The sequence below is a fragment of the Natrialba sp. SSL1 genome (assembly GCF_001861355.1).
Taxonomy (GTDB): Archaea; Halobacteriota; Halobacteria; order Halobacteriales; family Natrialbaceae; genus Natrialba.
Genome location: NZ_MASN01000050.1, coordinates 1 through 26,692, shown reverse-complemented (window position 1 = coordinate 26,692; position 26,692 = coordinate 1). Strand labels below are relative to the sequence as shown.

The 26,692-nt window shown below is 52.4% G+C and carries 24 protein-coding genes and 2 pseudogenes; 5 read left to right on the top strand and 21 right to left on the bottom strand.

Annotated elements, in window-relative coordinates:
- Positions 1-39: 39 nt before the first annotated feature.
- Positions 40-1,845, bottom strand: coding sequence for an ABC transporter ATP-binding protein (locus tag BBD46_RS17050; protein WP_071402885.1), 1,806 nt, complete (start codon positions 1,843-1,845; stop codon positions 40-42).
- A gap of 179 nt (positions 1,846-2,024) precedes the next feature.
- On the opposite strand from BBD46_RS17050, the pseudogene BBD46_RS21865 reads away from it, so the two are divergent.
- Positions 2,025-2,198 (top strand): annotated as a pseudogene (locus tag BBD46_RS21865) (ISH6 family transposase); the annotation flags it as partial.
- A 37-nt stretch (positions 2,199-2,235) separates the two neighbouring features.
- Positions 2,236-3,459, top strand: a complete 1,224-nt coding sequence (locus BBD46_RS21860) for a glycosyltransferase (protein ID WP_084777808.1) — start codon at positions 2,236-2,238, stop codon at positions 3,457-3,459.
- 728 nt (positions 3,460-4,187) lie between these two features.
- On the opposite strand, the gene BBD46_RS17045 is transcribed toward BBD46_RS21860, so the two are convergent.
- A complete protein-coding gene (locus tag BBD46_RS17045) occupies positions 4,188-5,213 on the bottom strand; it encodes a polysaccharide pyruvyl transferase family protein (protein WP_084777807.1) in 1,026 nt (341 codons plus the stop codon).
- Between the two features lie 172 nt (positions 5,214-5,385).
- Here BBD46_RS17045 and BBD46_RS21850 point away from each other — a divergent pair.
- The 3 genes and pseudogenes from BBD46_RS21850 to BBD46_RS17030 all read left to right on the top strand — a co-directional run.
- Positions 5,386-5,855: pseudogene (locus BBD46_RS21850) on the top strand (hypothetical protein); the annotation flags it as partial.
- 188 nt (positions 5,856-6,043) lie between these two features.
- Positions 6,044-7,078 (top strand): hypothetical protein, encoded by a 1,035-nt coding sequence (locus BBD46_RS17035; protein ID WP_139173696.1) that lies wholly within the window; start codon positions 6,044-6,046, stop codon positions 7,076-7,078.
- A 439-nt stretch (positions 7,079-7,517) separates the two neighbouring features.
- Positions 7,518-8,342: an IS5 family transposase gene (locus tag BBD46_RS17030; RefSeq protein ID WP_071402882.1), complete on the top strand. Its 825-nt coding sequence runs from the start codon at positions 7,518-7,520 to the stop codon at positions 8,340-8,342.
- Between the two features lie 76 nt (positions 8,343-8,418).
- Here BBD46_RS17030 and BBD46_RS22345 read toward each other — a convergent pair whose 3' ends face one another.
- From BBD46_RS22345 to BBD46_RS16940, 19 genes are all read right to left on the bottom strand, one after another.
- Positions 8,419-8,709 (bottom strand): hypothetical protein, encoded by a 291-nt coding sequence (locus tag BBD46_RS22345; RefSeq protein ID WP_139173693.1) that lies wholly within the window; start codon positions 8,707-8,709, stop codon positions 8,419-8,421.
- A 511-nt stretch (positions 8,710-9,220) separates the two neighbouring features.
- Positions 9,221-9,781 carry an IS630 family transposase gene (locus BBD46_RS23255; protein ID WP_253184594.1) on the bottom strand — a complete coding sequence of 187 codons (561 nt, stop codon included), beginning with the start codon at positions 9,779-9,781 and terminating at the stop codon, positions 9,221-9,223.
- A 115-nt stretch (positions 9,782-9,896) separates the two neighbouring features.
- Positions 9,897-10,241: a helix-turn-helix domain-containing protein gene (locus tag BBD46_RS23250; RefSeq protein WP_253184593.1), complete on the bottom strand. Its 345-nt coding sequence runs from the start codon at positions 10,239-10,241 to the stop codon at positions 9,897-9,899.
- Between the two features lie 57 nt (positions 10,242-10,298).
- On the bottom strand, positions 10,299-12,197 hold the full coding sequence (locus BBD46_RS17015; RefSeq protein ID WP_171908241.1) for a hypothetical protein: 1,899 nt from the start codon (positions 12,195-12,197) through the stop codon (positions 10,299-10,301).
- Positions 12,198-12,220: 23 nt separating this feature from the next.
- On the bottom strand, positions 12,221-13,156 hold the full coding sequence (locus BBD46_RS17010; protein WP_071402879.1) for a glycosyltransferase family 4 protein: 936 nt from the start codon (positions 13,154-13,156) through the stop codon (positions 12,221-12,223).
- Positions 13,153-13,974 (bottom strand): AAC(3) family N-acetyltransferase, encoded by an 822-nt coding sequence (locus BBD46_RS17005; protein WP_071402878.1) that lies wholly within the window; start codon positions 13,972-13,974, stop codon positions 13,153-13,155. The genes BBD46_RS17010 and BBD46_RS17005 overlap by 4 nt, the downstream gene beginning before the upstream one ends.
- Positions 13,971-14,837 (bottom strand): polysaccharide deacetylase family protein, encoded by an 867-nt coding sequence (locus BBD46_RS17000; RefSeq protein ID WP_171908240.1) that lies wholly within the window; start codon positions 14,835-14,837, stop codon positions 13,971-13,973. Before BBD46_RS17000 ends, BBD46_RS17005 begins: the two co-directional genes overlap by 4 nt.
- Positions 14,830-15,930 carry a non-hydrolyzing UDP-N-acetylglucosamine 2-epimerase gene (gene wecB / locus BBD46_RS16995; protein WP_071402877.1) on the bottom strand — a complete coding sequence of 367 codons (1,101 nt, stop codon included), beginning with the start codon at positions 15,928-15,930 and terminating at the stop codon, positions 14,830-14,832. Before wecB ends, BBD46_RS17000 begins: the two co-directional genes overlap by 8 nt.
- Positions 15,927-16,961, bottom strand: a complete 1,035-nt coding sequence (locus tag BBD46_RS16990; RefSeq protein WP_071402876.1) for a DUF354 domain-containing protein — start codon at positions 16,959-16,961, stop codon at positions 15,927-15,929. The genes wecB and BBD46_RS16990 overlap by 4 nt, the downstream gene beginning before the upstream one ends.
- On the bottom strand, positions 16,958-17,596 hold the full coding sequence (locus BBD46_RS16985; protein WP_139173688.1) for a sugar-transfer associated ATP-grasp domain-containing protein: 639 nt from the start codon (positions 17,594-17,596) through the stop codon (positions 16,958-16,960). The genes BBD46_RS16990 and BBD46_RS16985 overlap by 4 nt, the downstream gene beginning before the upstream one ends.
- A gap of 14 nt (positions 17,597-17,610) precedes the next feature.
- On the bottom strand, positions 17,611-18,054 hold the full coding sequence (locus BBD46_RS16980; protein WP_071402874.1) for a hypothetical protein: 444 nt from the start codon (positions 18,052-18,054) through the stop codon (positions 17,611-17,613).
- A 57-nt stretch (positions 18,055-18,111) separates the two neighbouring features.
- Positions 18,112-19,353 carry a GNAT family N-acetyltransferase gene (locus BBD46_RS16975; RefSeq protein WP_071402873.1) on the bottom strand — a complete coding sequence of 414 codons (1,242 nt, stop codon included), beginning with the start codon at positions 19,351-19,353 and terminating at the stop codon, positions 18,112-18,114.
- The gene (locus BBD46_RS16970) at positions 19,343-20,365 is read right to left on the bottom strand and encodes a polysaccharide deacetylase family protein (protein WP_071402872.1); all 1,023 of its coding nucleotides are present in this window, start codon (positions 20,363-20,365) and stop codon (positions 19,343-19,345) included. The genes BBD46_RS16975 and BBD46_RS16970 overlap by 11 nt, the downstream gene beginning before the upstream one ends.
- Entirely contained in the window at positions 20,358-21,419 is a 1,062-nt protein-coding gene (locus tag BBD46_RS16965; RefSeq protein ID WP_071402871.1) for a glycosyltransferase family 2 protein, read from the bottom strand. The genes BBD46_RS16970 and BBD46_RS16965 overlap by 8 nt, the downstream gene beginning before the upstream one ends.
- Positions 21,419-22,810 (bottom strand): nucleotide sugar dehydrogenase, encoded by a 1,392-nt coding sequence (locus tag BBD46_RS16960; protein ID WP_071402870.1) that lies wholly within the window; start codon positions 22,808-22,810, stop codon positions 21,419-21,421. Before BBD46_RS16960 ends, BBD46_RS16965 begins: the two co-directional genes overlap by 1 nt.
- Positions 22,803-23,789 carry a Gfo/Idh/MocA family protein gene (locus BBD46_RS16955; protein WP_071402869.1) on the bottom strand — a complete coding sequence of 329 codons (987 nt, stop codon included), beginning with the start codon at positions 23,787-23,789 and terminating at the stop codon, positions 22,803-22,805. Before BBD46_RS16955 ends, BBD46_RS16960 begins: the two co-directional genes overlap by 8 nt.
- Positions 23,779-24,852, bottom strand: a complete 1,074-nt coding sequence (locus tag BBD46_RS16950; RefSeq protein ID WP_071402868.1) for a DegT/DnrJ/EryC1/StrS family aminotransferase — start codon at positions 24,850-24,852, stop codon at positions 23,779-23,781. Before BBD46_RS16950 ends, BBD46_RS16955 begins: the two co-directional genes overlap by 11 nt.
- A complete protein-coding gene (locus BBD46_RS16945) occupies positions 24,852-25,436 on the bottom strand; it encodes an acyltransferase (protein ID WP_084777805.1) in 585 nt (194 codons plus the stop codon). The genes BBD46_RS16950 and BBD46_RS16945 overlap by 1 nt, the downstream gene beginning before the upstream one ends.
- A gap of 437 nt (positions 25,437-25,873) precedes the next feature.
- On the bottom strand, positions 25,874-26,692 hold an 819-nt coding region (locus BBD46_RS16940; protein ID WP_139173685.1), incomplete at its 5' end, for an RNA-guided endonuclease InsQ/TnpB family protein.

Below are 26,692 nucleotides of genomic sequence, written 5' to 3'. Positions count from 1 at the left end.
ATTTTCTATCTTCTAGAATATACAAATGTCTGTTAATCCTTACCCGCGCGATTGTATCGCGTACAGATCAGCATACTGGCCGCCATTGGCGATCAGTTCCTCGTGAGTCCCAGTTTCAATAATCTCACCACTTTCGACTGTGTGAATTTTATCCGCATTCTCGACTGTCGACAGCCGATGCGCAATAGCGATCGTCGCGTAGTCTCGTTCCATCTCTTCGATTGCCGCCTGGACCTCCTGTTCGAGGTTTGAGTCTAGATCACTGGTCGCCTCGTCAAGCACCAGCAAATCAGCGTCCTGCAATAGTGCACGTGCCAGCGCTACTCGCTGTTTCTGTCCACCCGATAGTCGGACGCCGTCGTCGCCGAGCATCGTCTCGTACCCGTCGGGAAGCTCATCGAAAAACTCGTCGACCTTCGAGATCAAGCAGGCACGGTCGAGCTCCGCTCGCGTCACGTCGCGGTTCCCGATCGTGAGGTTATACTCGAGGGTGTCGTTGAAGATGAACGGATCCTGCCGGACGACGGCGATCCGTTCTCGCCACTCGTCGATGTCCATCTCGTCGATCGGGACGCCGTTGGCACGGATCTCGCCGTCGTCAAGTTCGTACAGTCGGGCGAGCACCGAGACGATCGTCGACTTTCCGGCGCCCGACTGACCGACGAAGGCGACGAATTCGCCCTTGTTGACCTCAAAGTCGATTCCTCGCAGGACCTGCTCCTCTTCGTCGTACGAGAAGTGGACGTTGTCGAATTCCACGTGATCGACCACATCGGGAACCTCCCGAGTCGGATCATTTGGCTCTTTTCGCGACTGGAGCTCTGTGATGAACTGTTGGGTTCGAACGAGGTGTGGAAGATCATTCTCGACGCGATAGAACAGGTTGTTCACGCTACTCACCTGGGGGCCGAGCTGGAACATCGCAAAGAGGAAGACACCGAGCGACCCGAAGGAGAGATTAGCGAACGTCAACGCGAGATAGATGAGGACGAACACGGAGACGGCGACGCCAAGATTGTAGAAGTTGGTGATCGCCGCCTCGTTGCGACGGAGGGTGATACGTGCGCTCGTGAACTGGTCGATTGCGTCGAGGAAGTCCTGGCGAAGTTCATCGGCCAGTCCGAAGATCCGAACGTCACGAATTCCTTGCGTCCCGGCCTGGGCGGCTTCCTGTCTCCGCTCGTTGGCATCAGCCACCAGGTCACCAACCGCGTAGCCCGGTTCAACGACCCGTCGGAGGAATACGGTCAGGAACCCTAGGACGACGACAGCAAATACGGTCAACAATGGCGAAATGATTAATGCAATAAGTAGATAGACCGAGGAGAGAAAGAGTTTTTCGAGTAGTTTGACGACGCGTTGGATGACCCTCCCTGCGTAGTTGGTCTGTGTGACGATCGCGTTCAGAATATCGTCGGATCCCTCTTCATCGAAGTAGCTAACGCGGGCGTCGAGCGCGCTGTCGTACGCTCGAATTTGCAAGTTACGGATATAGTACGTCCGGAGTGCCTCCCGGAACCATGCAACGACGAAACTCGTCGTGTACCGAACGGTCATCACGGCTGCAACGCCGACGACGACGTAGCCCAGTGTGAACGGGACTCCGAGCGTCGCGTAAGCCGTTACGAATACTCCCATGAGTCCATCCGCTTCGGCCGTGGGATCGTCAACCTGGACGATCTCGATGATCGGGAGAATAAAGCTCAGGCCGACGCCTTCGAGGACGGCTGCTGCGAGGCCGAGAACGACGATGAGTACAGTGAATTTTGGATTGAACCGTGCGACGTCGAGTAGTGCGTCGATCTTTTCTCGCCGAAAGACCGATTTGGAGTCGTTAGAGGGCATGTCAAAGACTGGTTAAACGAGAGTCATCGAGTAAGGATTATAATCTCATCGGTACGTGATTCAACACGTCAAAAGGTGGCCTTGTTTAGACGCCTAAATTCCTACGTTAGAGGTGTCGATCGTTAGATGTTATTCGAGAATCCCTGGCCCACGCTAATTCGAACGTCTAAACAAGGCCGAACCAGTGTATGTGCTGGACAGCGGAGGAGTTGGAGGCGCTGCTCCAACTTCGGCTGGTGAAGTATGCCGACCCAGAACACTACCGATCGTTCCTTGACGAACTCCTCCACCGATCGACCAAAACAACAATGGGCTGTGACCTCTCAATTGAGAGCACCAGAGGCAAAGTCTAGATCGCTTTACGACATAACCAATAAATAGTTTCATCTTATGAAAATCGCATTCATAGTAGACTCGTTTCCCAAAGCTTCGGAAACTTTTATCCTCAATCAGATTACTGGGCTAATTGATAGAGGACATGAGATTGAGATATTTGCCAAGAGAGGGTTAGAAGGTGAACAGATACATAATTCTATTAAGGAGTATGACCTATTAGCAAATACAAATTATACAAACACCCCTCAAAATAAGATTCACCGTTTCTTTAATGCTGGACGACTAATTGCAACAGAAACGATTCGACAGCCACACAGGGTGCTTGAGTCGCTTCAATTCAGGAAGTATGGCCCTGATTCCCGTTCATTACGCCTCCTTCATAGATCGATATCCTTCAAAGATGAAGGATTTGACGTGTTATTTTGCCATTATGCCCCGAACGGAAATTTAGGTGCATTACTCAAACGGACTGGAACGGATGCCAATTTGGTGACAATGTTTCATGGATATGGTGTACGGCGGGGATTGGAAAAGGGAGAGGGTATGTATGCACCAGCATTTGAGTATAGCGACTTTTTATTGGCGAATTCAAAATATACGAAAAAGAATCTTATCAAACTTGGTGCCGATCCAGATTCTATATACTGTCACCCAATTGGCATTTCTCTTGACAAATTCCAGTTTGAACCTATTGATGTAGAAGGTATGTCAGATAGAGTAGTATGTATTTCGACAGTTGGTAGGCTAGTCGAGGAGAAGGGGTATCAATACTCTCTCCGAGCAATCGCAGACGTGATGAAACGAAATCCAGGTTTGAATATTGAGTACCAGATCGCAGGTGATGGGCCGATGAAGGAAGAACTTCGATATCTTGTTCAAGATCTAGATATTGAGGATTCAGTGAACTTCCTTGGACAGGTAGAACGATCTGCCGTTGTAGAACTTCTGGAAAATACGGATTTATTTGTTCTGTCAAGTGTAAAAGAAGGATTGGGGAAGGTTCTTCTTGAAGCACAGGCAACTGGCGTTCCAGTAGTTGCAACTAAAGTCGGCGGTATTCCACAAGCTGTTAATCCTGGAGAATCAGCAATTCTTGTACCACCCAAGAACCCTACTGCATTATCTCACATGATAGAACATCTGTGTGAGAATCCGGAAAGATTGCCTAAAATGGGACGATCTGGAAGGAAATATGTTGAGCAGCACTTTGATCTCGAAGATCTGAATGATGAGCTAGAGTGTTTGTTTAATTCACTCATACAAAGAGATAATGGATAGAGGTAGTTCAAAGGTCCTTATTTAGAAGCCTGATTACGCAACGTTCACGGTCTCTATCGTGGAGCAACTAATAAGGGATCAATAGGCTAGTTCATATCTATTGGATGCGTAGAGAGCCTCATGACGACTTGGGGCGGCAAGTTGGCTGGTGTTGATGAGGAGCAGTTGCGCCAGAAACTGCGCACGGAGACGGACACAAAAGCGATCGAACGCCTCACGAGTGCGCTGCTGTGTGGGCAGGAAAATCACCGGCAGAGATGGGGGAGTTGCTCGGCTTTCCCGACTGACGCTTTCCGCGGCAGTCGGGCTGTGACGCCCAAGACTCGGCTTCCTACGCACTCGGACCAGTCAGCTAAAGTGCTCGAAGGCACGAAAGACGGATCGGTCTCTTGCGTCCCATATCTTGTTTCGCGCTCTCATGGGATAGCAGAATTTCCATCGAGTCATCTAATATTCAGATTGATATTGGATAGAAATTATTTCGGATGGGTTTTGCCCGAATATCTTGCCAAGACGCCGAAGACCGTATCTAACCACTGTTTTTCGCCAGATTTCACAAGGAAGGGCACCCACCAACTGGACCACCCTATTATATTCCAAAATTAATAACCATGGTTTTGGATATTGCCAGCAGTGTTAGATAAAGACGGATGGCAGTTATTACAGACCCCTTGTCAACCATCGAACCGCCGAAAATCTCTAACTACCTTTGTTCGTGACTATACGCCTCAGAATCTCTTGAAGTTCTCTTTGGCCAATTTCTCTAAGTCGTCCACATTAGATGGTTCCGAGAAGCTCAAATCGATTTGCTCGTGAGGACGCGCTGACTGTATTCCCAGACGGTCTGCCAAGTGGCCTACCTTCGGTTCATACGCCAACGCGACTGCCGGCGTCCGGCAAATGGCTGCGAATACCAGAGAGTGATACCGCATCGCGACTATCCGATCTACGCTACTCACCCTCTGGAGAGTCCTCGCAACAGAAAGTTCGTAGTCAAGAACATCCACATTCAGGTACTCTCGTGCGAATAGCTCATCTTTCTCTCGGAAAGGAATGAACACTGGATCGTCGACAGAGTTGCATATCTCACGAGCATTTTCAACGTACTTCCTGCGAGCATCGTCGAAATCCAGGTTTTCAGGGTAATCGAAATAGAACGCCAAATCCTCGCTGTCGAGGTTCTCATCGCTCATGAACCACGGCCGAAAGTTGACCCCAGTCCGTCCAGTCGATGGGACTTCTGGATCTTGATGTAGGAAGGCGGGGCACGCAGTCACCCTCGGTGAGACTCCAGTTGCCCTTTCGATTTGTTCACGCGATCTCTCGTCTCTCACAGTCACCACATCGACATCTGCCATCGCCTCACGGATCAGATCCTTGCTTCGGTTAGATCGGAACCCGGGCGCACCTACAGCCAGCATTGATCCACCATTCTTGATAAAATTCAATCTCCGCTCTAGGTGCCGAGTGCCATACCAATCGTGGAGGACCCCACCGCCCCCGAGCATTCGGATCGGCATATTACACGACTGCCGATTCTTGTCGAAGAGAAAAACACGGTGCCCTCGGGACGAGAGTTCAGACTTGATTGCCTCTGCAATTGCCAGGTCGCCAACGTTCCCGGTCCGATAACTTCCCTGAACTCCGACCCCCACTGGTAGTTTTGACAGCAATCCCCTCCGAGCTCTCTTCGCCTTTTCCAGAACCGCATCCGGATTGTTGAACACTGTTTCAATTTTGTTAGAAGGGGTCATTGGAGTATAATCATGGCACTAAAGAATATGACTTGTGGAACGAATTGGGATTTCTCCTAAGATCCGATATATCTTTGCATAAATCTCAGCGGCGATATGCATGCAGAATGGGATCATTGCGATGGGCCAGTGCTAGTTGCACGTAAAGGTGGAATAAGCGAGAAATCCCACGAGTCAACACCGTCCAGACGAAGAATTCGCGGCGATCCGCGAGCGGGTCGGCGCGAACGACAAAGCGCATCGAGAAGACCGCATGGCAGTTGGATCAGTTCGGATCAGCGAAGGCTGCGGGATATCTTCGGCGGTGGGTACCGTCGATCGTGACGTTTGCTGAGCAGGCTGTCGAGGAGTTCGAGGTGCCGTGGACCTCGAACCTCGTCGAACGGCTGATGGGTGAAGTCAGCAAGCGATGTAAGAACCAGTGGATGCGCTGGACAGCGGAGGGGTTGGAGGCGATGCTCCAACTTTGGCTGGTGAAGTATGCTGACCTAGATCACTACCGATCGTTTTTTGACGAACTGCTTTAACCATCGACCAAAAACAACAATGAGCTGTGGTCTCTCAGTTGAGAGCACCAGAGGCAAATCTAGGCCGCTTTGCGACACGACCAAGACAATAGAATCTTCAACGGGTAGTTGTTAATACTGTATATCATGGAGATAGGTGGACCGAATTTAATCAACCGAGATGGAAAGACAGTATGTGAGTTTCCTGTTCACTTGTCGTCTGACTGGGGACCCGATTCACTTTGGTTCAGTCTCGACAATCAATTCGAACACTTAATTAGCGACAGATTGGATGCTGCTCTGCTGGCCTTGCTGATTCCTGCGATGGATAGAGACGAGGACGTTCATGTCAAAGGGTCTGTTTCTGAGGAGCTGTTTTTCAACCTCTCTCATGGATATCAAGAGTTATTGAAGACCGTCATCCCGTCACTTAATTCCGTGGAGATTCACGCCGAGAATGTGGAGCCAGTTCGTGACCGGGCGTCGGGAGTCGCCACAGGTTTCTCAGCTGGCGTTGACTCGTACTGTGTTCTTGCAGATTACTATTACAACGATCCTCCATCGGAATTGACGGTCACCCATCTCTTGTATAATAATGTCGGGTCACACAGTGACGGCGGGGAGAGATTGTTCCGTGAGCGATTTGAGCGTCTTCGGCCAACTGCTGAAGAGATTGGCCTTCCCTTTATCTCCGTGAATTCAAACATGGATAAATTCTATAATAGGTTTTCCTTCCAACAGACTCACACGCCACGAAACACTGCAGTGGCGATGTTACTCCAAGGAGGGATAGGAACATTCCTCTATGGATCCACATTCGACTATGAAAATATCTCCGTTAAACCCATCTATGATATGGCGTACACAGACCCGATCGCCCTTCCACTCCTATCCACAGGTGGGATTGACAGTCGGGCAGTCGGAAGCGAGTACACTCGAGTGGAGAAGACTCTCAATATCGCGGGACTGGAGGATTCACACGATTCGCTAGACATTTGTGTCCGAACCGGTTCAGCAGAAAACTGTTCCGAGTGTTGGAAATGCAGGCGGACCCTTCTCACCCTCGAGATTGCTGGATTGCTTGACAGATATGATAATATATTCGATATGGATACTTATCGCGATGGCCGAGAATACTACATGGCAGAGGTATTAGCAAGCTATGATCCATTGCTGGAAGAGATTGTGTCTTTTGCCGAGAGAGAGAATTTCAGATTCCCGCTGCGTTCGAAGTTCCTCGCCCTTGGAGTAGTGAAGCCTTTGAATACTGTCCGTTCAGGGGTAGATGCGGCAGCGTCCAACGAACGTCTCCGAGAGTTTATTAAGTCCCACACCCGTGGCTTCGCCGTATTGCAATAAAATCATTGAACGTCATCGGAGACAGCAGTTGACATCCTCCCCACGCTGAACAGAAGTTGCCGAACCGGGCTGAGAATCATTTTGATTCGGTTAGTTTCTTGGCCATAGTCGAGACAGCTTAAGCAAAACAAATCTGTTGCGCTGCGTCGACGCTCCTGTTCCCAGGGCTGGAATTTGATTTGAAACCGTGCGGCGAATACACGAGAGAGGATTTCGAGAATACCCTCTCTCGTATCGCCTCGACCAAGAGTTCGCAAACACGGAGGCCACAGCTCATTGTTGTTTTGATCGATCGTTGGATCAGTTCGTCAAGATACGTCTTGATGCGCTAATTCACTACGCAATCCATGAGAGTTCTTTGTTTTGCCCTGTTGAATAGCGATTGAATCAGCCGATATCACGGATTAGAAGGGTGAAGTCGAGGAATTCGACTCTGTCCATGGAAATCGATCTCCTCGACTTCGTTGAGCAGTGTCGGGACCTAGTCAAACAAGCGTTGGGGAAGCATGCGGGCGAGCCCGCCAGCGGCGGGTTCGCCCGCTGGGTGCACGTCGTTCTGCACTGTTTTCGGCTCGAAGAGGGCCACAGCTACCGTGAAACGCCGAACCGGCTGAAGTATATGGCTGAGATTCGTGACGTGCTTGGCCTTGATCGCGACGAGTTGCCTGACTACAGCACGATCTACAAGTCGTTTGATCGGCTGAAAATGTGGGTGTGGCGGGCGTTGCTGCGCGTTTCAGCGCAGCAACACCCGCAGTCTGGCCACGCAGCGCTCGACAGTACGTTCTTCGACCGACGCGCTGCTTCGTCGTACTACCGCCAACGGTCTGGAAGTGACGTACAGACACTGAAAGTGACGACATTAACCGATAGAGAGTCGCTTGCTGTTCTTGACGTCCATATCTCAGCCCGGTGGAAACATGATACAAAGACCGGGCCGCAGGTCGTCCGCCGGAACGCGGACGACTTGCTGTCCGTGGCGGCGGACAAAGCCTTCCACAACTGGATCACGAAATACGAGTTCTACGCCCTCGGTGTCGAACCACTGATCTTACAGTGCGGATCGAGGCCCCTAACCAAAGGACACAACACGCTTATCCGGTCAAATGGCTACTCTCAGCGCTGGATGGCCGAAACCTCGTACTCAACAACGAAGCGCTCGCTCGGCGATGCCGTGCGAGCGCTGGGCTGGTATCGCCAGTTCCGTGAAATTGTCCTCATGTTCGCCATCATCAACATAGAAAAGCTCTGTAAGCCACTCTAACTACCATTCAGCAGCTATTCAACAAAGCACTTTGTTTTTGTTTTGAATCGCTTGCTCAGAAGGAACGATGGTGATTTTAGGCGCGGTATCCGAGCGCTCGAAGGTGTTCCTCGACAGTCGGTTCTGACGTCTCGGTTTCCATTGCCGTACGCCCCCTCACTTCGTACAAGTTTCTGTTTTCTCCTTTAGCCGTTGCCCACGGAACAGCTCTTACCGCTGAGTTCAGGGCCCAAGATGGGTGTTCATATACCCCATATTCTCCCATACCACTTCCGTGACCTGACGTAATCACAACCTTTCCCGGCGCGTTCTCGATGATAGTTTCCATCTCGTCAAGAACACGAAGTAAATCCTCCCCCGTAATCATCCCAAACCTCACCGTGATCAAATTTCCCAGCCTTCAGTCCCGCCCACACGTTCTGCGTGTTTTCCGAATTGGTTAACCGCGAGTCGTACTTCCCCGCACAGTGAAGGAAAGAAGCATGCGGCTGGGAATAATGGGCGACAATTCGGTCGGCATGACCTCCTCGAATCGCTTTAATTGCAGCATCAGTGATTGCTTCAGGCTTTGTGAGTCCGTAGTATGGGGATTTAGCGTACCGCCAGATATGCTCAATATCGTGGAGCCAGTTCTCAACCAGATGTTCCTCTGTAAGACCTGTCGGGGCAATATAGTGTGTGCTCGCGACGATGTTATCCTGACCGTCGTCGAATGTTCTTGGGAGCCACTTTTGCGTTGTTGATGCGACAGACGATATTGAGGAGACGGAGTCAAATTTTTCAAAACGGGGTGCTGGGGCGCGAACTCTTCAAAGAGCTCAACATGGCAGGCGTCCAGTACGAGTAGAACATCCCAGTCTCGTTTGTATATGTTATACTCATGGACAGAGGTATTGATAGATTCTTGGCGGAGAGATCGTTTTGAGCGCTGACCACATGGCCGTTCGAAGTTCCGCAATCGTGGCAAAGTATTGATTGTCAAGTGTGAGTTTGAGCCGCCGCCAGTACTCTTCGGTTGGGTTCAGATCCGGTGAGCCTGTCGGAAAGTACACCAACTCTATTGGTTCCCCGTCAACGAAGTCCTTCACCGCCCCGGCGGTGAAGTACGTCGCTTTGTCCAGCAACATGACCAACTTCTCTCCGAACGTTTCCTGGAGATGGGCCAAAAACCTCACCGTTATATCTCCAGTAAATGAGCCACCGCATTCGAGAACCTCTGTTTCGCCGTGTTCGGTGACTGCTCCAAGGAGATTGACACCTTCACGAGAGACCGACAGTGAAGGTGTCGGCCTCTCGCCAACTGGAAACCAACCGTAATAGAGATCTACTCCGACGGTTTTTCTGGTTTGATCCAGCGTCACAACAGTTGCGTTCTCATCCCGGTGACCTACTTTTTTCGACGGTATCGTAGAACTCCCCTCGTTCAGCCTCGTCAGCACTGGCTGGCTCCGGTCGGGGTCTCTTCGGCAAGACCCCGGCCTTGTGCATGAGCCGGCGGACGTGACGTTGTGAATAGGCCACGTCAAACTCTTCGAGGAGATACTGTTGAGCCAATTAACTACTCCAGACTGGGTCGTTGTAGCCAACTTCTGTCGGTGGTTCCTGAAGAGCGTCAGCAAAACGGTCGAATTGATCATCGTCAAGTTTGGGTGAGCGGCCAGATTTGGGATCATCGTAGAGCGCGGCCTCGAAGCCGCGCTCTTCGAAGCGATTCAACCAGTTGTAGATGGTTTGGCGAGACCAGCCGTACTTGTCCTCGATTTGGGCAGGAGAAAGCCTTTCGAGGTACTCACGTGCAGCAGTTAATCGCTTGATCGCCTTGGGATCGCGCTCGTCCGCGAGTTTCTCGCGGACTCGCTCTGTTGTGAGATTCGGGATTTTGTCGCCGTGCTCGGTCATAAAGAGACAACGAGTTGGAAAGTATCAAAACCCACGTCCGACCGTATAACTCCCAGTTCACCGTGACACCCACAAAAGAGTGTCTCTTCCGTTATCGTAAACAGTCGACCTGTAGTCGGGAGGCAGTTGGTCTATCGGTACGCCTCCGGGAACCCGCCTTTGGTCCTCTCCAATAGACACGAAGTACTGCGCTTGATGCTTACTCATATATGCACGATTGAGGATCAACTTCGGTGTCCCCGATGCGATAGAATTTGGATTCGAGTGGTCCATCTGAACGGTCTCTGTCTGATAGTAATAGGGGAACCGAAAATCGCTCTCAACTTGTATCTCCTCCGTCCGAACGTTCTCGGTATGTTCGGTGATAGCGACTTCCTGTTCGGTAACTCCCAGCCGTTCTGCGCCGACCGAATCGTCCATATAGGGGTTATCTTGAGAGGCGTTCGGCGCACCTGTCATTAGTGCAACGATCAGTAGTAGGAGCACGAGTACTGTCGCAAGATGCGGTCCCATCTGATCTCCACTGAAGCGGACTCTCGAACTCAGATATATCAACCCTGGTGCCGCAAATATGGCCAATCCAATGTACAGGAATCCCCACCACCGACCGGGCAGAAGGTCTCGTGTACCAACCATGGGAAGAACCAAGGTAAACCCAAACAGAACTGTTACACAGATACCAATAGAGAAGGCGACCAGAGTGTTATTCGAGTCTCGGCGGGAGTGAAGCCAGTACAGGGCCCCGACTATCGCCAGTACCAGTAGTAAACTCGGTCCGAGGTAATGCATATTGGACATCACAGTAGCTCTGCCTGGGCTTATCGACGGGTCATAAACCTCGGGTTGGGTTTCGGTTCCAGCGGTCAGGACCGAAGAAGCGACATTACCGAGCACGATATCCAAGAAACTGGCTTCGCCCTGTGGCCCGCCGAATCTCGTCGTAACGAAGTCGAGAAATGCTACAAACCCAGAAACCAGCCCTATAGTGGCGGACTGCATGGTGATCCGCATTTGGTAGATCACCACCGCTCCCGTAATTGCCACTACCGCGACTATACTGACGAATAGACTAATCTGATGGGTGAGTACCAACGCTCCGAGAGTTGCGGCGAGTATCCCAAATTGACGTTTATCTCCGGAAAGTATGTATGCAAAAATACTCAGCAGGACGATCGTGAAAAACACGATGCCCAAGGATGTTGGGATCAAGTGCACCCCCCACTGGATCGCTTGATCGGAGGCTATGTAGAGTAATCCAGCGAACAATCCGATCCGGCTGCCCCAAAACCGGCTGGTGAGTACGTATATACCTAGCAGTGGGACGAACGTAACGGAGACCATGACCGCCATCGCGATAGCGGTTTTCGTGGGAACACCGAGGATTAGCTCTCCAATCGACGATTGGATATGATACAGGGGAGCATAGTAGTATTTCGATGTGAAAAGAGGTTCGAGCGACCCCTCTGTGGCTATGGAACTAGCCCATTCGCTATGGGAATAGATGTCGACACCGACGTACTTTTCACTCGCAAAGTACCCCATCGCCCGGTTTGCGAATCCTGCAATCGCAATCACTGGAAGCACTGATCGTGGATTCGGACGAACGAACGCGTACGTGCCAGCCACTACATACAGCAGGAACGTCAGGTGAAAAACACGGTCGGTTCGCCAAAATCCCGCGGTGTAATACTGATGCACAACCATTGCCAAAATGACGAAGAATGTTGCTAACGCTACCTTTCCTATTCGACGATTGTACTCGGGAATCCTTGACGGGTTCCGATTCCGAAAGATGAGAAAGAGTGCCGCTCCAATGATCAGAGCGGATGGATACCGGATTGCGTGTGAATTCCGGACAAACACTAGACCAACCCCTCCAAGTATCAATAGCGCTACGGAGAGGACAATGGCGTTGATACCCCCTTTGAATATTCGATGTGAGTTATGTTGTTTCATCAAATTAATTCGAATATGTGCTTTTACCGTAGGGCGTACTCGTATATCGAAATGATATCATCGCCCATTCGATCGAGACTGAGATCCATCACATGCTCCCGGCCATTCGATTGCCGGTCACTGGTGAGTACCTTAGTAAGTCGGTCTGCGAGTTCACTTTCAGCCCTGCACACGTAACTGTTGTCTACCGGCTCCAATCGGTCCCGAAGCCCACCGACATCGGTCGAGACCACTGGCAGGTTACAAGCCATCGCTTCTTTAACTGAGTTGGGAAATCCTTCACGTCTTGACGTGAGCAGTAAGCAATCCGCGGCATTCACGTAAAGCGGTATGTCGTCATAATCAACCCCATACACCACTTGCAGTTTGACGGACTCGGCGACCTTCTCCCGAACCTGTTCAACGACGCGTTCTGCTAGAGGATAATTCTTGACGTCTCTGCTTGGATCGTACGGAAAGAGAACATGTTTCGAGTCAGGGTCCCATCCAACGTCGTTCTGCGTGCCCAACTGGTCCATGGGTCTGAACCGTTCCATATCAATACCGTGTGGGATCACGTGGGCGTCCATATCTAGCTGCCGTTTCATTTCGTCACTCATCACGATAACCTCATCACAGTACTTGACACACTGATTACTCACCGTCCCTAACCGTCCCGCCAGATCTGATCCCCAGAGAGAGAGAACAACCGGTCGTTTCGGTTGAGCGAGTGCAAACGGTGCTGTAAGTCCGTAGTTAGCATGGACGAGGTCGTATTCTCTCGTCGCTTCCCGCAGAGTCTTCGCGTACAATCTGGCGTAGTCGAGTTTCGTTCGTTCTATCTCTTGCCGTTCTTCGTGATCGGAAGACTGTCTTGGGGGGCAGACGTGAGTTATTTTCACACCCCTCTTTTCTAACGATTCTGTCTGCTTTTCGTAAAAGGTTGCGCACCGATTAGTGACGATTGAAAGAACCTTCATTTTACGAGGTAATACGGATCTGATTTAATTTCAGGTCCGAGTGCTTCTCTTATCTCCTGCGCCCTGAAAGACATTAATTTCAGGCCATTCAAAGTATATTCCGACAAAACTCTCTGAGTGGTTAAATATTTTTGAATTTTCTTGGGATTGCGCTTGATAGGCCACTGGTACATATAATTACACTGTCTGATAGACTCCCATTCGGACTCATCGCGATAGAGAACACCATCGTACAATACGGTCTCGACGTATGGAACGTCAAGCATGTGCTCAATAAAGTGATGATGGGTGCTGATAAGCCATGGTGTCCCGATATTCAGATAAAGAATATTCTCTTCATCAAGCTTTGACCAGCAACCATTCTCCGAGAAACTGTCTCGGTGGTCATAATCGCTGAAACGATACTTGCCACGAACCAGAATGGAGTGGATCGCATCGTTTGTCCGGTAATCGGCATCCTCCAGAAAGAGTCTCGAGAACGAACCAACCTCTGGTCTCGAAAACTTCTTGTGGTAGATGCCAGTCGAACGGAACGATGGCGTAAATCCTGGTGCAAGTATACTTTCGAAGTGCTCGTCTAACTTGCCGAGAAGAAATTCGTAGGGGTCCGTTCCGAACGCATTCTTGACGTCACTGAGCCCGGCGTGAACGAATACGACGTCGTCATCGTATTGGGAAAGGATCTCGTCGAACCGCTCTTCGTTGACGGATCCGACCTCGTTCGAACTGACGAACGGGATATCCAGATCCGACTGCTGATACTGTGAGTGGACGAAATATCTCGCCGTATTCGCGTACGTTTGAGCCTTTTTTATCATATCTCTGTCTGAGTGTAGTTGTATGCTTCCGCAACCGGACCAACCCATGCTCCCATCTCGAGAGCGCTGGTGATCAGATACCGATACAATTCCTTGTAGCCGGGGAAGTCTCGCTCGTTGAACACACGTGGGTGCCACAGTGCGGACGCGATTGCATCGTACTCTGAGGCACGGCGAAGTAATCGATCAATCTCGCGTTTCGCCGAGTCTATATCCGGATTTCCGCCGACAAGTGCGACTTCCATCAGTGTCAGTGGAAACACTGTAAACCCATCGCCGAACGGCTGAATGATGTTGTACCCGTTCTGGAAGCCGTATTCACTACTCGAGCCGAGGCTCGCATCGTACTTCAATCCGATTTCTCGGTGGTGCTCCCACGTCGTGGGACGATCGAGATTCAGATAGTGCTGTCTGCCTCCGATTACGTCGTGGCCGAGAATGTCCTCGAGCGTCTCTTTCTCGTACCGTAGCCGCTCGAGATCATTATACGATTCATACGAACCGTGTAATCCGACCTCCCACCCGCCTCGGTCGAGCGCCTGAATCACGTCGACGATCTCGTCGTCGGTGATGTCGTATCGACCGGTGAAGAGTTTCCAGTTCTTCGGTTTCGTCCATTCACGGGGTTCCTTGTCTCGAAACAGGTTCTTCTCGTTCAGGAAGTAAAACGACGACCGCACTCCCAGTTCCTCTTCAAGTTGCATGATTTCTTCGAACTGCCAGTACGGACGTTCGGAACTCACGAGCGACTTCAAGTGCGATGGATCACGGTCTTTCAAAGCGTAGTACGGTGCCTGAAACGTTTTGTATGGCCGATCGATGTCGTGCGTGAGACAGAAAGCGAACTCATGATCCTCAAGCATCCTCGACAGCCTCCATGCGCTTCTCGCCGATGTACTCCGTGAGTACCGCCACGATCGCTTCCGCAGCTGTTCCGTCACCATACGGAGTTGGTTTCTCCTCGAGATATCGATTCACGCGAAGTTCTTTCTCGATCTGTTCCCGATCGGCTCCGACGAGGACGTTCCAGCCGCTCTCCATGGTCTCGATCCACTCCGTCTCATCACGCATCGTTACACAGGGCGTATCGAGATAGAACGCCTCCTTCTGGACACCACCTGAATCAGTCGCGACTCGTTCAGACGCGTCGATTAGCCGGACGAAGTCCAGGTATCCGACCGGATCGATGACCTCAAGTTCAGACGTTGCTCGCTCCCACATTCCGTACTCTCGAAGCCGATTCTCGGTACGTGGATGGACTGGCAGGACGACAGGAAACGGTGCGTTCGACAGAGCATCGACGATCGATTCGAGCCGATCAGGATCGTCGGTATTGCCGGCACGGTGGACCGTTGAGAGGATGAAATCACCCTCCTCAATGCCAACGCGCTCGAGTACGTCTGATTCAGTTTCCGCAACGTCTCGAGCCCAGAGGATTGCGTCGTACATCACGTCACCGACGACGTGAACGCCCTCGGTGATCCCCTCCTGCTCGAGCGTGTCGGCAGCTGACTCGCTCGGCGGGAACAGCAAATCCGACGCGTGGTCGGTCAACACGCGGTTAATCTCCTCGGGCATCTCCCGGTTGTAACTCCGTAACCCGGCTTCGACGTGTGCGACGACCGGATCGATCTTCGACGCTGCGATCGCACCGGCAAGTGTCGAGTTCGTATCGCCGTAGAGTAACACGATGTCGGGTTCTTCAGTTTCGATGATCTCTTCAATTCCCTCGAGCATCGCAGCCGTCTGTCGGCCGTGGCTATCAGAGCCGATATCGAGGTTGTAGTCGGGCTCCGGAATACCGAGTTCTTCGAAGAAGACATCCGAGAGCTCCTCGTCGTAGTGTTGTCCCGTATGAACTATAGTTTCATTGTGAGTAGATTGCAGCTCTTTGGAAACGGCAAAGGCCTTGATGAACTGCGGACGGGCTCCCACAATGGTAAGAATTGATGTCATTGGTATCTCCTTATTTGCTTGGTGATAAATTCATTCACGTTAATCATATCGTCCATTAATTTGTTACTCTTCGATCGCCATCGACTCTTGCTATCTGAATCGTTCGCTAACTCGAGAGCACGTGTTATTGCCTTGTCCGAGTCACCGACCGAATATAGGAGATCATATCTATCTTCAAAAATTTTAAAATTACTCATATCGTTCTCGGAAGCGAACGAATTCGATCGGATAGATGGTGTACCGAGCATTGCCGCTTCTGTCGCCATTGTCTGAGAGTCACCAATATACATATTTGCAAAATAGAGAAGATGATGAATATGATGTGGCTCTATAGGTAAACGGTACTCCTCGAACTCGGATGGGAGAGGGGATTCACTCGTGATATAGACATTACCCAACTCGCTAAGTTTATCGACGAGGGTTGACTTTTGCTCGACCGAGAAACCGCTCCGTCCGACGTCATGATGTGCGTTCCACCCGACAAACCGAAGCACGAAATATCGTTCGTCGACATCGATCCCATTTTTCTTGAGTATTTCTGCCTTCGGTTCGAATTCGTCCGGATGAAGATATGCTAGCTCGTGGAAACCATCGTATCGAACTTGCTTGCTCCCGTAGTCGTTCTCCAGTGTCTGTGGTGTACAGATAACGTCTGCAAGTGGGGTAACGAACTTGTTAGACGGTGCGTGTCTATCCTCGTTGTCGATAAACACGATACTCGTTGCGCCAGTCAACGTCGCTACGTGGGATGCGGTTAACCCACCGACACCGACGATGACGTTTGGATCGAACTTCCGAACGTGCCTCCACACGTTGAACTCGTATTTCAGTTGTGTGAGTGGTAGACTGGAAATTGACCCGGACCCATCCGCAAGTACGGTGTGATCGATATCGTACGCCTCGAGTAGATCGACGATGATCTCTTTGTCACGGACGACGACCTCAACGTCGTCAGTTTTCTCGAGTTCTTTGATTGGGTTCCGAAACAGGTGAACGTGTGCTGGATGTTGGATCGTAAATACGATTGTCATACGAAATCACTCTCGAAAAAGCGCTCGATTCGCTCGTCTTCGAATAGACCCCACCCGAGCTGGAGCGTAGTCAGGCCGGGGGCGCAGTCCCCTTCGATTATTTGCGGTTCTCCATTCGAATCCAGTACGACGTCCCAGCTGACGTACGGGTTTTGCTCGTGTATCTCGGCAACTTCGAGGACGGCCGATTGAATTCGGTCCCAGTGTGGGACGTGTTTTCCCGCGACAGTTGTTCCCGTTTCCGGATGACAGTCGAACTGTTGTTTCCCCTCCTCGGTTGAGTAGGAAACCAGCTGCTGGAACTGTCCGGTATCCACGTCGACTGGGACAGCGAACCCACCCCCACTCCAGTTATCCGTAGGGCCAGTTCCGGAGCCTCCAAACCGATGCGTTGCACGTCCGACGAAGAACTCACCGGTGTCCGGATCGATCATCGTCAGTACTCGCACCGTGTTGGTCGATTCCGGCCAGATTTCTTCGGAGTACTCGTGTTGATCGACGTATTCGACGACCAGGTGTTCGTCTAGATCCTTGATAGTGGACGTTACTGCGTCTGGCTCAGTGGGTGAGCCATTGATGAAGTAACTCCCGTTTTCGGATTTGATATGATGCACGCTTTTTCCACCTGCGCTCATGATCGGCTTCACGATCACGTCACCACGGAGTCGACCATCGATATCAGGTTCACCTCCACGTGTTCTGACGTCGGAACGAACTCGCCGTTTCTCACGTATCCAACCAGTTCTGGGACGTAATCCGTATACGGAGCCGTTGAGAGGTGGAACGCGACCTTGTTCTCGATCACGTCCATGTACTCCTCGTTTATTCCAGGGTAGATCCGTTTCGCTTGCTGTGAGTACGAGAGATACTTCTCCGGGTTGTTTTTGTCCAGCTCTAACAACAGGTATCCTCTCGAGGTGAATCCGTTGCGCCAGGCTGACGCTCGTTCCCTGAACGAGAGAGGGTAGATGTCCCAGAAATGATGTTCTCGCTGGATTACCTGCATGACGTTAGCAACGGTACTGAAAAACGACGCTACCCGTTTTGAAGCCTTGTATGTGCCGTAGACGACTTTTCTCTCGATATCAGTCATGTATCACTTTCATTTCATTTGAGTGCATTTTCGAGGACTGTTGGTGCCTGGCATCTATCACACCACGTCGTAGAAGCCGATATCCCACTCATGCGGCGAGAATCGGCTAGATCCGTTCTTCAACTCGTTCCACATGAGTACGTGGCGACGAATACGCACCCATCGGTCGCTGGGCTGCTCTGGCGCGAACATCGCGATCACGTCGATGCCATTGTTCTGGCAGAAAGCTTCGACTCCCTCGACGAGTTGCTTCCTCGCATCTCGATCGACTGCACAGAGGTCTGCAACTCGTCCTTCCAGTACGGATCCGGATCTAACGGCGAAGACTGGAGCGAAGCCGACGAGGCTTCCATCTCGCTCGAGCCACAGCGTACCAAGGAGGTTCGGGTGGGCGAGCATATGCCCGACGTCGGCTTCTGACCGGCGAAACCGCACGACCGATTCGTCTTCGCGCTCGGTCGCCCGATACAACTCGAGCATCGCTTCACGGTCGGCATCGGTATCGAGTCCTTGCGGAATTACCTCGACGTCTCCCAACTCACTGTTCGGCTGTGATGACTTCCGAACTGGAAGTGGTGAAATCTTGTTTTGAGCACCCAGCGAGAGTCCGCGTTTGGCGAGTGTCGTAACGCTCGCACCATTGGCCACGAGGCCAACGAGTTCGTGGAGTGCGTCTCGAGTGAGATGAACTGTTGGCCCACGACGATCAGCCGGCGATTCACCGGCCAGAGAGGCGAGGGACACCGAGTCACCGTCGACCGAAACTCGAACTCGGTCGCCGAGAAGCGACGCGAGCTGCCCGAGTGCGCCCTCGTTTGCCAGGACGGACGCTGCGTACTCCTCGAGCGCTGCCGTCGGTGAGAGTATCGTCAGGTACAACGGGAGTTCCGCGTGTGACCACTCGGACTTGGCGTTCGTCTGGAAGGAGTGATTGTCCTTCCGGTTGTACGTCATGATCAGGTCGACGTCAGCCGATTCGCAGTGTCGCTCGGTCGCCGTGTGGAGGGACTTGTACTGTCCCATCTGCTGACATTCTGGGTGAACCGCAGCATTTCCTCTAACGACGACCGACAGTCGATCGGAACCGATCTCGAGCTCTCTGTGATACAGCCGGGCGAACGCGGTCGGCTTCGAGTCGGTCTCGATGTACAGATGGTGGTCGTCTCGGGTAGTCCCCGGATAATTATATTTCCACTCGAAGAACTCCCCGTCACCCCAGCCGCCATAGGCGGCATCGAGTAGTTCGAGGACGTCTTCGACGGGTGGGAGGCCTTCGACGACTTGGTTTTCACTGGGCATGTTGTGATTTCCACCATTGAAGGGTCGTTCCACAGGGGAGACAACGCTCCGTACCGACACTGGTGAGAAGCGACCGGATCCGTTTTTCAGCCGTTTCTCCTTTGAATAGCCAGTACACTGGTCGTCGCTTCGTGTTTCCGACTTTCGGGAAGTCAGCTCGAGCGATATCGACCGGGTGGAAGTAGAAACTCGAGGGGCCTCGATCGAGGCTCTGTACGACGCCACGTTTGACGACCGACTCGCCAAACAGGCGGATTAGCGGGCCACCGCCGGTAGGAATCCTTACCGGCCCCACTTCCCAGAAAGGCCAGGGAAGTTCGATCAGTGGCCGATCTCCTCCCGGAGAAAGTGAGTTCTGTTTGGGGACGTATGGGTGTGTATCGACGTGAGGAAGTTCTGAGTCGGTTTTGTTGAAAAGCGAGTTCCTCGCGACGGACGAATCGTACTCGAAACCAAGTTCCTCGATCACGTCGAGCACCCATCCTCCGATGTATGCGTTTGGTGCTCGAAACCCAACGACCTCCTGTCCGGTCGCGTCCTCGAGTTTCCGTTTTGCTGTCCCGATCTGCTCTTTGTATTCCTTTCTCGTGAACCGGGGTTCCTTCGTATCTGGATCGATCGCACACTCGTGGTGCAAGCCGTGACAACCAATTTCGTGGCCACGGTCGGCGATCTCTTCGACGAGTCCAGGATAGTTGTCGACGACGTCGGCGACGATGAAAAAGGTCGCCGTGATACCCAACTCGTCGAAGAGATCAAGCGTTCGATGTGTCGGCTCGGTCAGGTAATCGTACTCGTCGTTCCACTTGTCGAAGAACTCGTGGACGTCTTCGAATTCGGAGAACGATGAACCAGTCACTGCAGGCACGTGATACCAATCCTCAACGTCGACAGAGACGGCGAGTACGTTCTCGTCAGTCCGCTCGATTGAATTACAAGTCGCCATCTTGTCTTTGTACTCAAGTACTGCATCTTCGGAAGACTCATGCTCAAGTTGTGTCGTCTCAGTCACGAATCTGCACCTCCTGGGTTTCGTTAACTTGCATATCGAACAGCATCGCGAACATGAGGAACATACTCCCCACTGTAAACAGGAGCATACTCGATACACCGCGAACGAACAACGGATTGTCCAGAATCACATTACCGTATATCGACCACAGGCCAGCGAATAATCCGAACAGCGTTGTCACAGCACCAAACAGGTAAAACAGCGCCAGCGGGTGGAAATCCAGTACGAGGTACTTCGTTTTCAGCCGCCAGAGGAAGTTCCGCAGCAACATCCCCGACACGCGTCGAATGTAAGTCGAGTACTTGATACTGGACTCTTCGTCGCCGTACACCGCGGGCATCGCGACGTCGGCTACGCGCATCCCCTTGGCGTTGAGTTTCACCAGTAGGTCATTACAGTACCCATAGTACTCGTACATATCGTCAATTCCAACGTTGTCCAGCGCGTAGTACGAGATCGCGGCGTACCCGTTCTGGGGATCCATCGTCTTCCAGTAGCCCGACGAGATCTTCGTCAGGAACGTCAGAATGGAGTTCCCGAAGAACCGCCACTTCGACATCCCCTCGCGGTAGTCCTTGTAGAGCAGTCGATTGCCCTTCGTGTAGTCGGCCTTATCCTCGACGATCGGATCGAGGAATTTGTAGAGAATATCGGGATCCATCTGCCCATCACCACCCATGACGGCGGTGATGTCGAGTTCGTCCTCGAGAGCGCGCTTGTAACCGGTCTTGATCGCGCCGCCAACGCCACGATTCTCTTCATGTTGAATCGGCACGACGCGTCGATCGAATTCGGGATCGGTCACGACTCCGCCGTCGGTAGCAACGGGCTCTGCCTCTACCTTCACGTCGTCCTCATCATAGGCAACCGAGACGGATTCCTGATTCACCTTCTCGGCGTGTCGTTGGATCTCGTCCCACGTGCCATCGGTCGACCGATCGTCGATAACGTACATCCGATCGACGTACTCTGGCATCGTGTCGATTACATCGCCGACGAATCCCTCTTCGTTGTACGCCGGCACCACGACTCCAGTTGTATGGTCACGATACATTATTCACCATATCCGCTACCGATCGTGTATTGACGGGACTCGAGGTCTACATCTTCGAGCGATTGTCGTCCGTCAATCACCACTGACAGATTATTACTGTTGCGATGAATATTGTTCCAGCTTATATGTTGGAATTCCTCGTGCGGAGTCACCATCACGAGCGCATCTGGGTCGACATCGGCAACGGCTGCAATATCTATCTGCTCGAGTTCGAACTCTTCGACCGACTCGAGCATCGGATCCACACCGTAGACATCCGCTCCCAATTTGGCCAGTTGCTCAGAGATGGGAATCGACGGCGAGGCTCGAATCTCTTCCACCCCAGGTCGATAGGTCAAGCCAAGAATCACGACTGTCGATTCGGACACGTCCTTGCCATCTGCTTCAAGCGCTTCCCGAACCTTCTCAACCGTAAACGCAGGCATCGAATCGTTGACCGTACGCGCCGTCTCGAGTAACCGCGAATCGGTCTCGAACGGCTTGATCATGAAGTACGGGTAATACGGGATACAATGCCCGCCAACGCCCGGACCTGGATCATGGATATCACAGAACGGCTGCGTGTTTGCAGTGTCGATCGCCTCGTTGACGTCGATTCCGAGCTCGTCAGTGAATGTCGCGAGTTCGTTCGCTAGCGCAATATTGACATCGCGATACAGGCCTTCGAAGACCTTCACCGCTTCTGCAGTCGTTGCGTCCGACACGGGCAGCACACCCTCACTGTTGAGTTCGTCGTAGATCACGGATACCGCCCGCGTACTCTCGGCATCTGCCCCGCCGACGACTTTCGGATAGGCCCCACGAATGTCTTCGAGTGCACGGCCGGACGAGGTCCGCTCAGGGCAGAACGCGAGCCCGAACTCGCCGAGCGACAGCCCTGCCGCGTCCTCGAGAGCTGGCAGCACCCGCTGCTCGGTCGTCTGCGGTGGGACCGTACATTCGACGATCACCAGGTCGCCCTTCTCGAGTCCAGCGCCGATATCTTCAACGACGGCATCCAGAATTGCCAGGTTGGGCTCTTTGTCGTCCGTAATCGGTGTCGGAACAATAATAACGTGGACCGATGCGTCACGTGCCGCTTCGCGCGGCTCGGTCGTCGCAGCGAGCGCATCGTCAGCTACCAACTGGTCGACCAACTCCTCGAGACCAGGCTCACGTTTGACGTGACAGTTCCCGTCGTTAATCGTGTCGACGACATCGGGATCGATATCGGCACCGAGCACGTTCCCGTTAGTCTCAGCGAAAACCGAGGCTAACGGCAATCCCATTTTGCCGAGACCATAGACGGCAACTGGAACATCGCCGTTCACAAACGCCTGGCGCTGTGTTTCTTCGTCGGCCGTCGAGCTGTACAACGACGTAGAGCGCTGCGTTACGTCAGCATCAGTCATCTGCGATCACCATCCGACCGGTCTCCTCGAGTGCCGTCGTTTCGATCGCTTCAGCGACTCTGAGTGCGTTGATTCCGTCCTGTACCGTGACTTCAGGTATACGGTGTGCATCGACTGTGTCGACGAACGACTCGAGTTCATTGCGGAGCGGCTCAGCGTTGTGGACTGTCGGTCGCTCGACGATGCTCTCGTGTTTGAACCGGACGTCGCCGTTTTGCTCGATATATTCCGGGACCGAATTACGGTGAATCTCGAGTGATTGCTCGATGTAGTCGAGTTCGACGAAACACTCCTCGGCCGTAATCTCGAGCGTCCGCACCTTTCGTTGTGTCTTTCGACTCGCCGTCAGCGATGCCATAACGCCCGAGTCGAACTCAAGCAGCGCCGATGCATGACGATTCTTTTCGACGCCGGCACTCTGGGTCGTCGTCGGCATCTCACCCAGCAGCGACAGCACGATATCGATATCATGGATCATCAGATCGAGGACTGCGCTGTCTTCTATCGTTCGGTCAGGTTGTGGCCCAAGTCGCTGGGCGCGTAGACTGACGATCGAAAGGTCATCGATGAACTCAGCGAGTTGCAGTACAGCAGGGTTAAATCGCTCAATGTGGCCGACTTGGACGGGGACGTCCGCTCGCTCGACACGGGATTGCAGTGCATCCGCCTGCTCGAGGGTTTCGAGCACTGGCTTTTCGACGAACGTCCCGACGTTCACGTCGAGACACTGTGTGACGACGTCGTAATGGAACTGTGTCGGAACGACGACCGAGACGGCATCGACTGCCTGAAGTAAGGCCTCGCGATCCAGTTCTTTGACGCCGTGTTTCGCCGCAATCTCCTCCGCTTGCGTTTCGTCGACGTCTGTGACACCAACCAGATTTGCGTTGGGTAACTCGTCGTAGACGCGAGCATGATGTTGGCCCATCGAACCGACGCCGATCACGCCGACATCGATTGGTTCGTCCTTATGCGGCATAGTCGTTGATCACCTCCACGATGTGGTCAATCTCATCAGCAGTGACGTTTGGATGGACAGGCAACGAGAGGACCTCAGATGCAGCAGCCTCCGCATTCGGAACTGTACACTCGACGTTATCGTATGCAGGCTGGTTGTGGATACACGTCGGATAGTACACGCCAGCACCAACATCGTTCTCCTCGAGATGCTCCAGTAGCCCATCTCGATTCTTTGTTCGAATCGTGTACTGATGATAGACGTGTTCTCGGTCGTCCGGTTCGACAGGACATGTCACTGCATCCGTCTCGATCCCCTCCGTAAGCCGAGCAGCGTTCGCTCGACGGGCCTCGATAAACTCAGGCAGACGCTCGAGCTGAGTACGACCAATCGCAGCCGCAATTGAAGTCATCCGGAAATTATGCCCGACCGAAGCATGCGCATACGAGTCTGTCCGGCCGTGATTAATGAACTGGCGAAGTTTCTCTGCTACATCGTCGCTATCGGTCGTCACCATCCCACCTTCGCCGGTCGTCATGTTCTTCGTCGGGTAGAAGGAGAAACACGCGATGTCACCGATTGACCCGACCCGGGAACCATCATACGTCGCTCCATGTGCCTGAGCTGCATCTTCGATCAACGGCACATCCAACTCATCGGCAATCTCTCGAAGGGGCTCTAACGCTGCCGGCAGCCCGTACAGATGTACCGCGAGGATCGCATCAATCTCGGTTTCACGGGCAACTTCTCGTACAGCAGTAGGGTCGAGATTGTAGGTTTCGGGATCGATATCGGCAAACACCGGCTCGGCACCCGTAAATCGAACTGCGTTAGCCGTCGCGACAAACGAAAACGGTGTTGTCAGTACTTGGTCGCCGTTGCCGATTTCGAGTGCCTCAAGCGCTGCATGCAATGCTGTTGTTCCGTTCGAGGTCCCAATCCCGTGTGCTGTCCCACAGTAGTCAGCAAATTCAGTCTCGAACTCACGGACTTCCGGTCCATCCGCGAGCATCCCACTATCGATAACAGCATCAACACGATCCTTCTCATCTTGTCCAAGTTCTGGGTTCGCAATTGGTATCATCAAATATCGTTCTCCCCCTGGAGAGTGTCCGGTAATGGTCTATGTTGTGCTGGTGCACCCACAGCTAATGTCTCTTCTGGCACATCTTCCGTGACAACAGCCCCCGCAGCAACGAACGAGCCACGACCGACAGTCACGTCCGGCAAAATCGTTGCGTTCGCACCCACTGAGACGTGATCCTCGAGTGTCGGTCCAGCTAACTCAACATCTTTCCGAATTGGATACGGATCGTTCGTCAACACAGCATGTGGTCCGAGAAACACATAATCGCCAATCTCAGTATGAGATGGAATGTACACACCCGTCTGTAAACTCACATGGGAACCGATCGTCGACCGGCCATCAATGACGGCTTTCGTTCCCACTAAAACGTCATCTCCAATCTCTGTAAGTTCTCGGACGAGCGCATGATGCCCAGTCGAAAACCCATCCCCGATAACGACATCGTTGTAGATAATCGTCCCTGCTCTCACTGTTGGGTCTGCTCCGAGCATTGGCGAACGTGAATCCGCAGTATACTCGTATCCAATAGTCGTCCCTTTTTCACCAGTGTAATTATCGTATTCGTTATTTGAATCGGTCATTTCCGAGACACACCACCTAACAGATATCTCAACTATCACTACTGTCGTGCGACTCTACTAATACTCTCTGGTTTCTGCAATCACAACGATATCGAAAGGACTAGCTTGGCGGACTACGAAACGGGTGTCTCACAATGGTCTCTTTAGTATGAACAGCGGTATCGATCTCCGAAAGGTCGATCTATAACGCGTTCCACTCGGATCAATCAGTTCTCTAAGCAACTGAAGATTTGAAAATCAGGTATCAATATATAATATTAGCTGACTATTCTATTCTGTGTCTTCTTCAGACGAGATAAACGATGTAAGGCGGTATCTTCGCAACCAAGGTTGGAGTACATCCACGACACAAGTTCGGGAGGGAACATCGATTGGTCAACTGCCCCGCGCACGGTGGCGCGGGGCTTGTCAGTGAACTCGGCCTCTGCCGACCGTGGTTAGTCGGACGGGACAAATCCCCGGTTTGGTGTCACCGTTCCTGACTTCAGGGCGAGTTGACTGTCGCCCATCCGCCGAGACGACTGTAGGCCCCGACGGACAAACCGCCACCCAACATTCTTTGCACCCACATAATCCGCATTCTGTGTTGCACCGCAGGACTCACACTCAAACTCCGCCTGTTGCACCCGATTCCCTTCGCTCGTATGCCCACACTCGGGACACCGACGACTCGTGTTCTTCGGACTTACAAACTCGATACTAATCCCGTGGGCTTCAGCCTTGTACTCCACAAGGTCAACGAGTTGCCGGTGTGCCCACTGGTGAAACTCCTTGACAGGTGGCGCACGCTCTCGGATGTGCTTCAGGTTTTCGAAGGCGATGTATTCACAGTCGTGTGTGCGTGCTTCTTCGAGAATCTGGTTAGCGACTTGGTGGAGTTCGTCACGAAGATACCGTGACTCCCTTCCGCTCATCTGCTGAATCGTTCGATGGGCAGATTGTGTACCGGTCTGCTGAATGTTGCCGCGAATCCGCTCGAACTCTCGATGCTGGTGTCGAAGTTCCCTCCCCGACGCAAAGTACGCTGTGCTGGTGGTGGCGATGTTAACGATGCCGAGGTCAACGCCGAGAACTGTCCTGTCCTCGTCGTCATCCTGTATTTCGACCTGTTTCTCGGGCTTCGGTTTGCGAAACCCGAGGTGGAGGTAGTAGTCGCCATCACGCTTTGACAGCGTAGACTCCGTTACTTCCCACTCGTCACCGGTGAAGTATTCGTGTTGATACCCGTCTTCTTCGTCGGGGAGGTTCAGGTCACA

What these genes read in the sequence shown, in the direction of transcription:
- BBD46_RS17050 (WP_071402885.1), bottom strand. Translation starts at nt 1,845, where the DNA reads ATGCCCTCTAACGACTCCAAATCGGTCTTTCGGCGAGAAAAGATCGAC.
- BBD46_RS21860 (WP_084777808.1), top strand. Translation starts at nt 2,236, where the DNA reads ATGAAAATCGCATTCATAGTAGACTCGTTTCCCAAAGCTTCGGAAACT.
- BBD46_RS17045 (WP_084777807.1), bottom strand. Translation starts at nt 5,213, where the DNA reads ATGACCCCTTCTAACAAAATTGAAACAGTGTTCAACAATCCGGATGCG.
- BBD46_RS17035 (WP_139173696.1), top strand. Translation starts at nt 6,044, where the DNA reads ATGGATAGAGACGAGGACGTTCATGTCAAAGGGTCTGTTTCTGAGGAG.
- BBD46_RS17030 (WP_071402882.1), top strand. Translation starts at nt 7,518, where the DNA reads ATGGAAATCGATCTCCTCGACTTCGTTGAGCAGTGTCGGGACCTAGTC.
- BBD46_RS22345 (WP_139173693.1), bottom strand. Translation starts at nt 8,709, where the DNA reads ATGATTACGGGGGAGGATTTACTTCGTGTTCTTGACGAGATGGAAACT.
- BBD46_RS23250 (WP_253184593.1), bottom strand. Translation starts at nt 10,241, where the DNA reads ATGACCGAGCACGGCGACAAAATCCCGAATCTCACAACAGAGCGAGTC.
- BBD46_RS17015 (WP_171908241.1), bottom strand. Translation starts at nt 12,197, where the DNA reads ATGAAACAACATAACTCACATCGAATATTCAAAGGGGGTATCAACGCC.
- BBD46_RS17010 (WP_071402879.1), bottom strand. Translation starts at nt 13,156, where the DNA reads ATGAAGGTTCTTTCAATCGTCACTAATCGGTGCGCAACCTTTTACGAA.
- BBD46_RS17005 (WP_071402878.1), bottom strand. Translation starts at nt 13,974, where the DNA reads ATGATAAAAAAGGCTCAAACGTACGCGAATACGGCGAGATATTTCGTC.
- BBD46_RS17000 (WP_171908240.1), bottom strand. Translation starts at nt 14,837, where the DNA reads ATGCTTGAGGATCATGAGTTCGCTTTCTGTCTCACGCACGACATCGAT.
- wecB (WP_071402877.1), bottom strand. Translation starts at nt 15,930, where the DNA reads ATGACATCAATTCTTACCATTGTGGGAGCCCGTCCGCAGTTCATCAAG.
- BBD46_RS16990 (WP_071402876.1), bottom strand. Translation starts at nt 16,961, where the DNA reads ATGACAATCGTATTTACGATCCAACATCCAGCACACGTTCACCTGTTT.
- BBD46_RS16985 (WP_139173688.1), bottom strand. Translation starts at nt 17,596, where the DNA reads ATGAGCGCAGGTGGAAAAAGCGTGCATCATATCAAATCCGAAAACGGG.
- BBD46_RS16980 (WP_071402874.1), bottom strand. Translation starts at nt 18,054, where the DNA reads ATGACTGATATCGAGAGAAAAGTCGTCTACGGCACATACAAGGCTTCA.
- BBD46_RS16975 (WP_071402873.1), bottom strand. Translation starts at nt 19,353, where the DNA reads ATGCCCAGTGAAAACCAAGTCGTCGAAGGCCTCCCACCCGTCGAAGAC.
- BBD46_RS16965 (WP_071402871.1), bottom strand. Translation starts at nt 21,419, where the DNA reads ATGTATCGTGACCATACAACTGGAGTCGTGGTGCCGGCGTACAACGAA.
- BBD46_RS16960 (WP_071402870.1), bottom strand. Translation starts at nt 22,810, where the DNA reads ATGACTGATGCTGACGTAACGCAGCGCTCTACGTCGTTGTACAGCTCG.
- BBD46_RS16955 (WP_071402869.1), bottom strand. Translation starts at nt 23,789, where the DNA reads ATGCCGCATAAGGACGAACCAATCGATGTCGGCGTGATCGGCGTCGGT.
- BBD46_RS16950 (WP_071402868.1), bottom strand. Translation starts at nt 24,852, where the DNA reads ATGATACCAATTGCGAACCCAGAACTTGGACAAGATGAGAAGGATCGT.
- BBD46_RS16945 (WP_084777805.1), bottom strand. Translation starts at nt 25,436, where the DNA reads ATGACCGATTCAAATAACGAATACGATAATTACACTGGTGAAAAAGGG.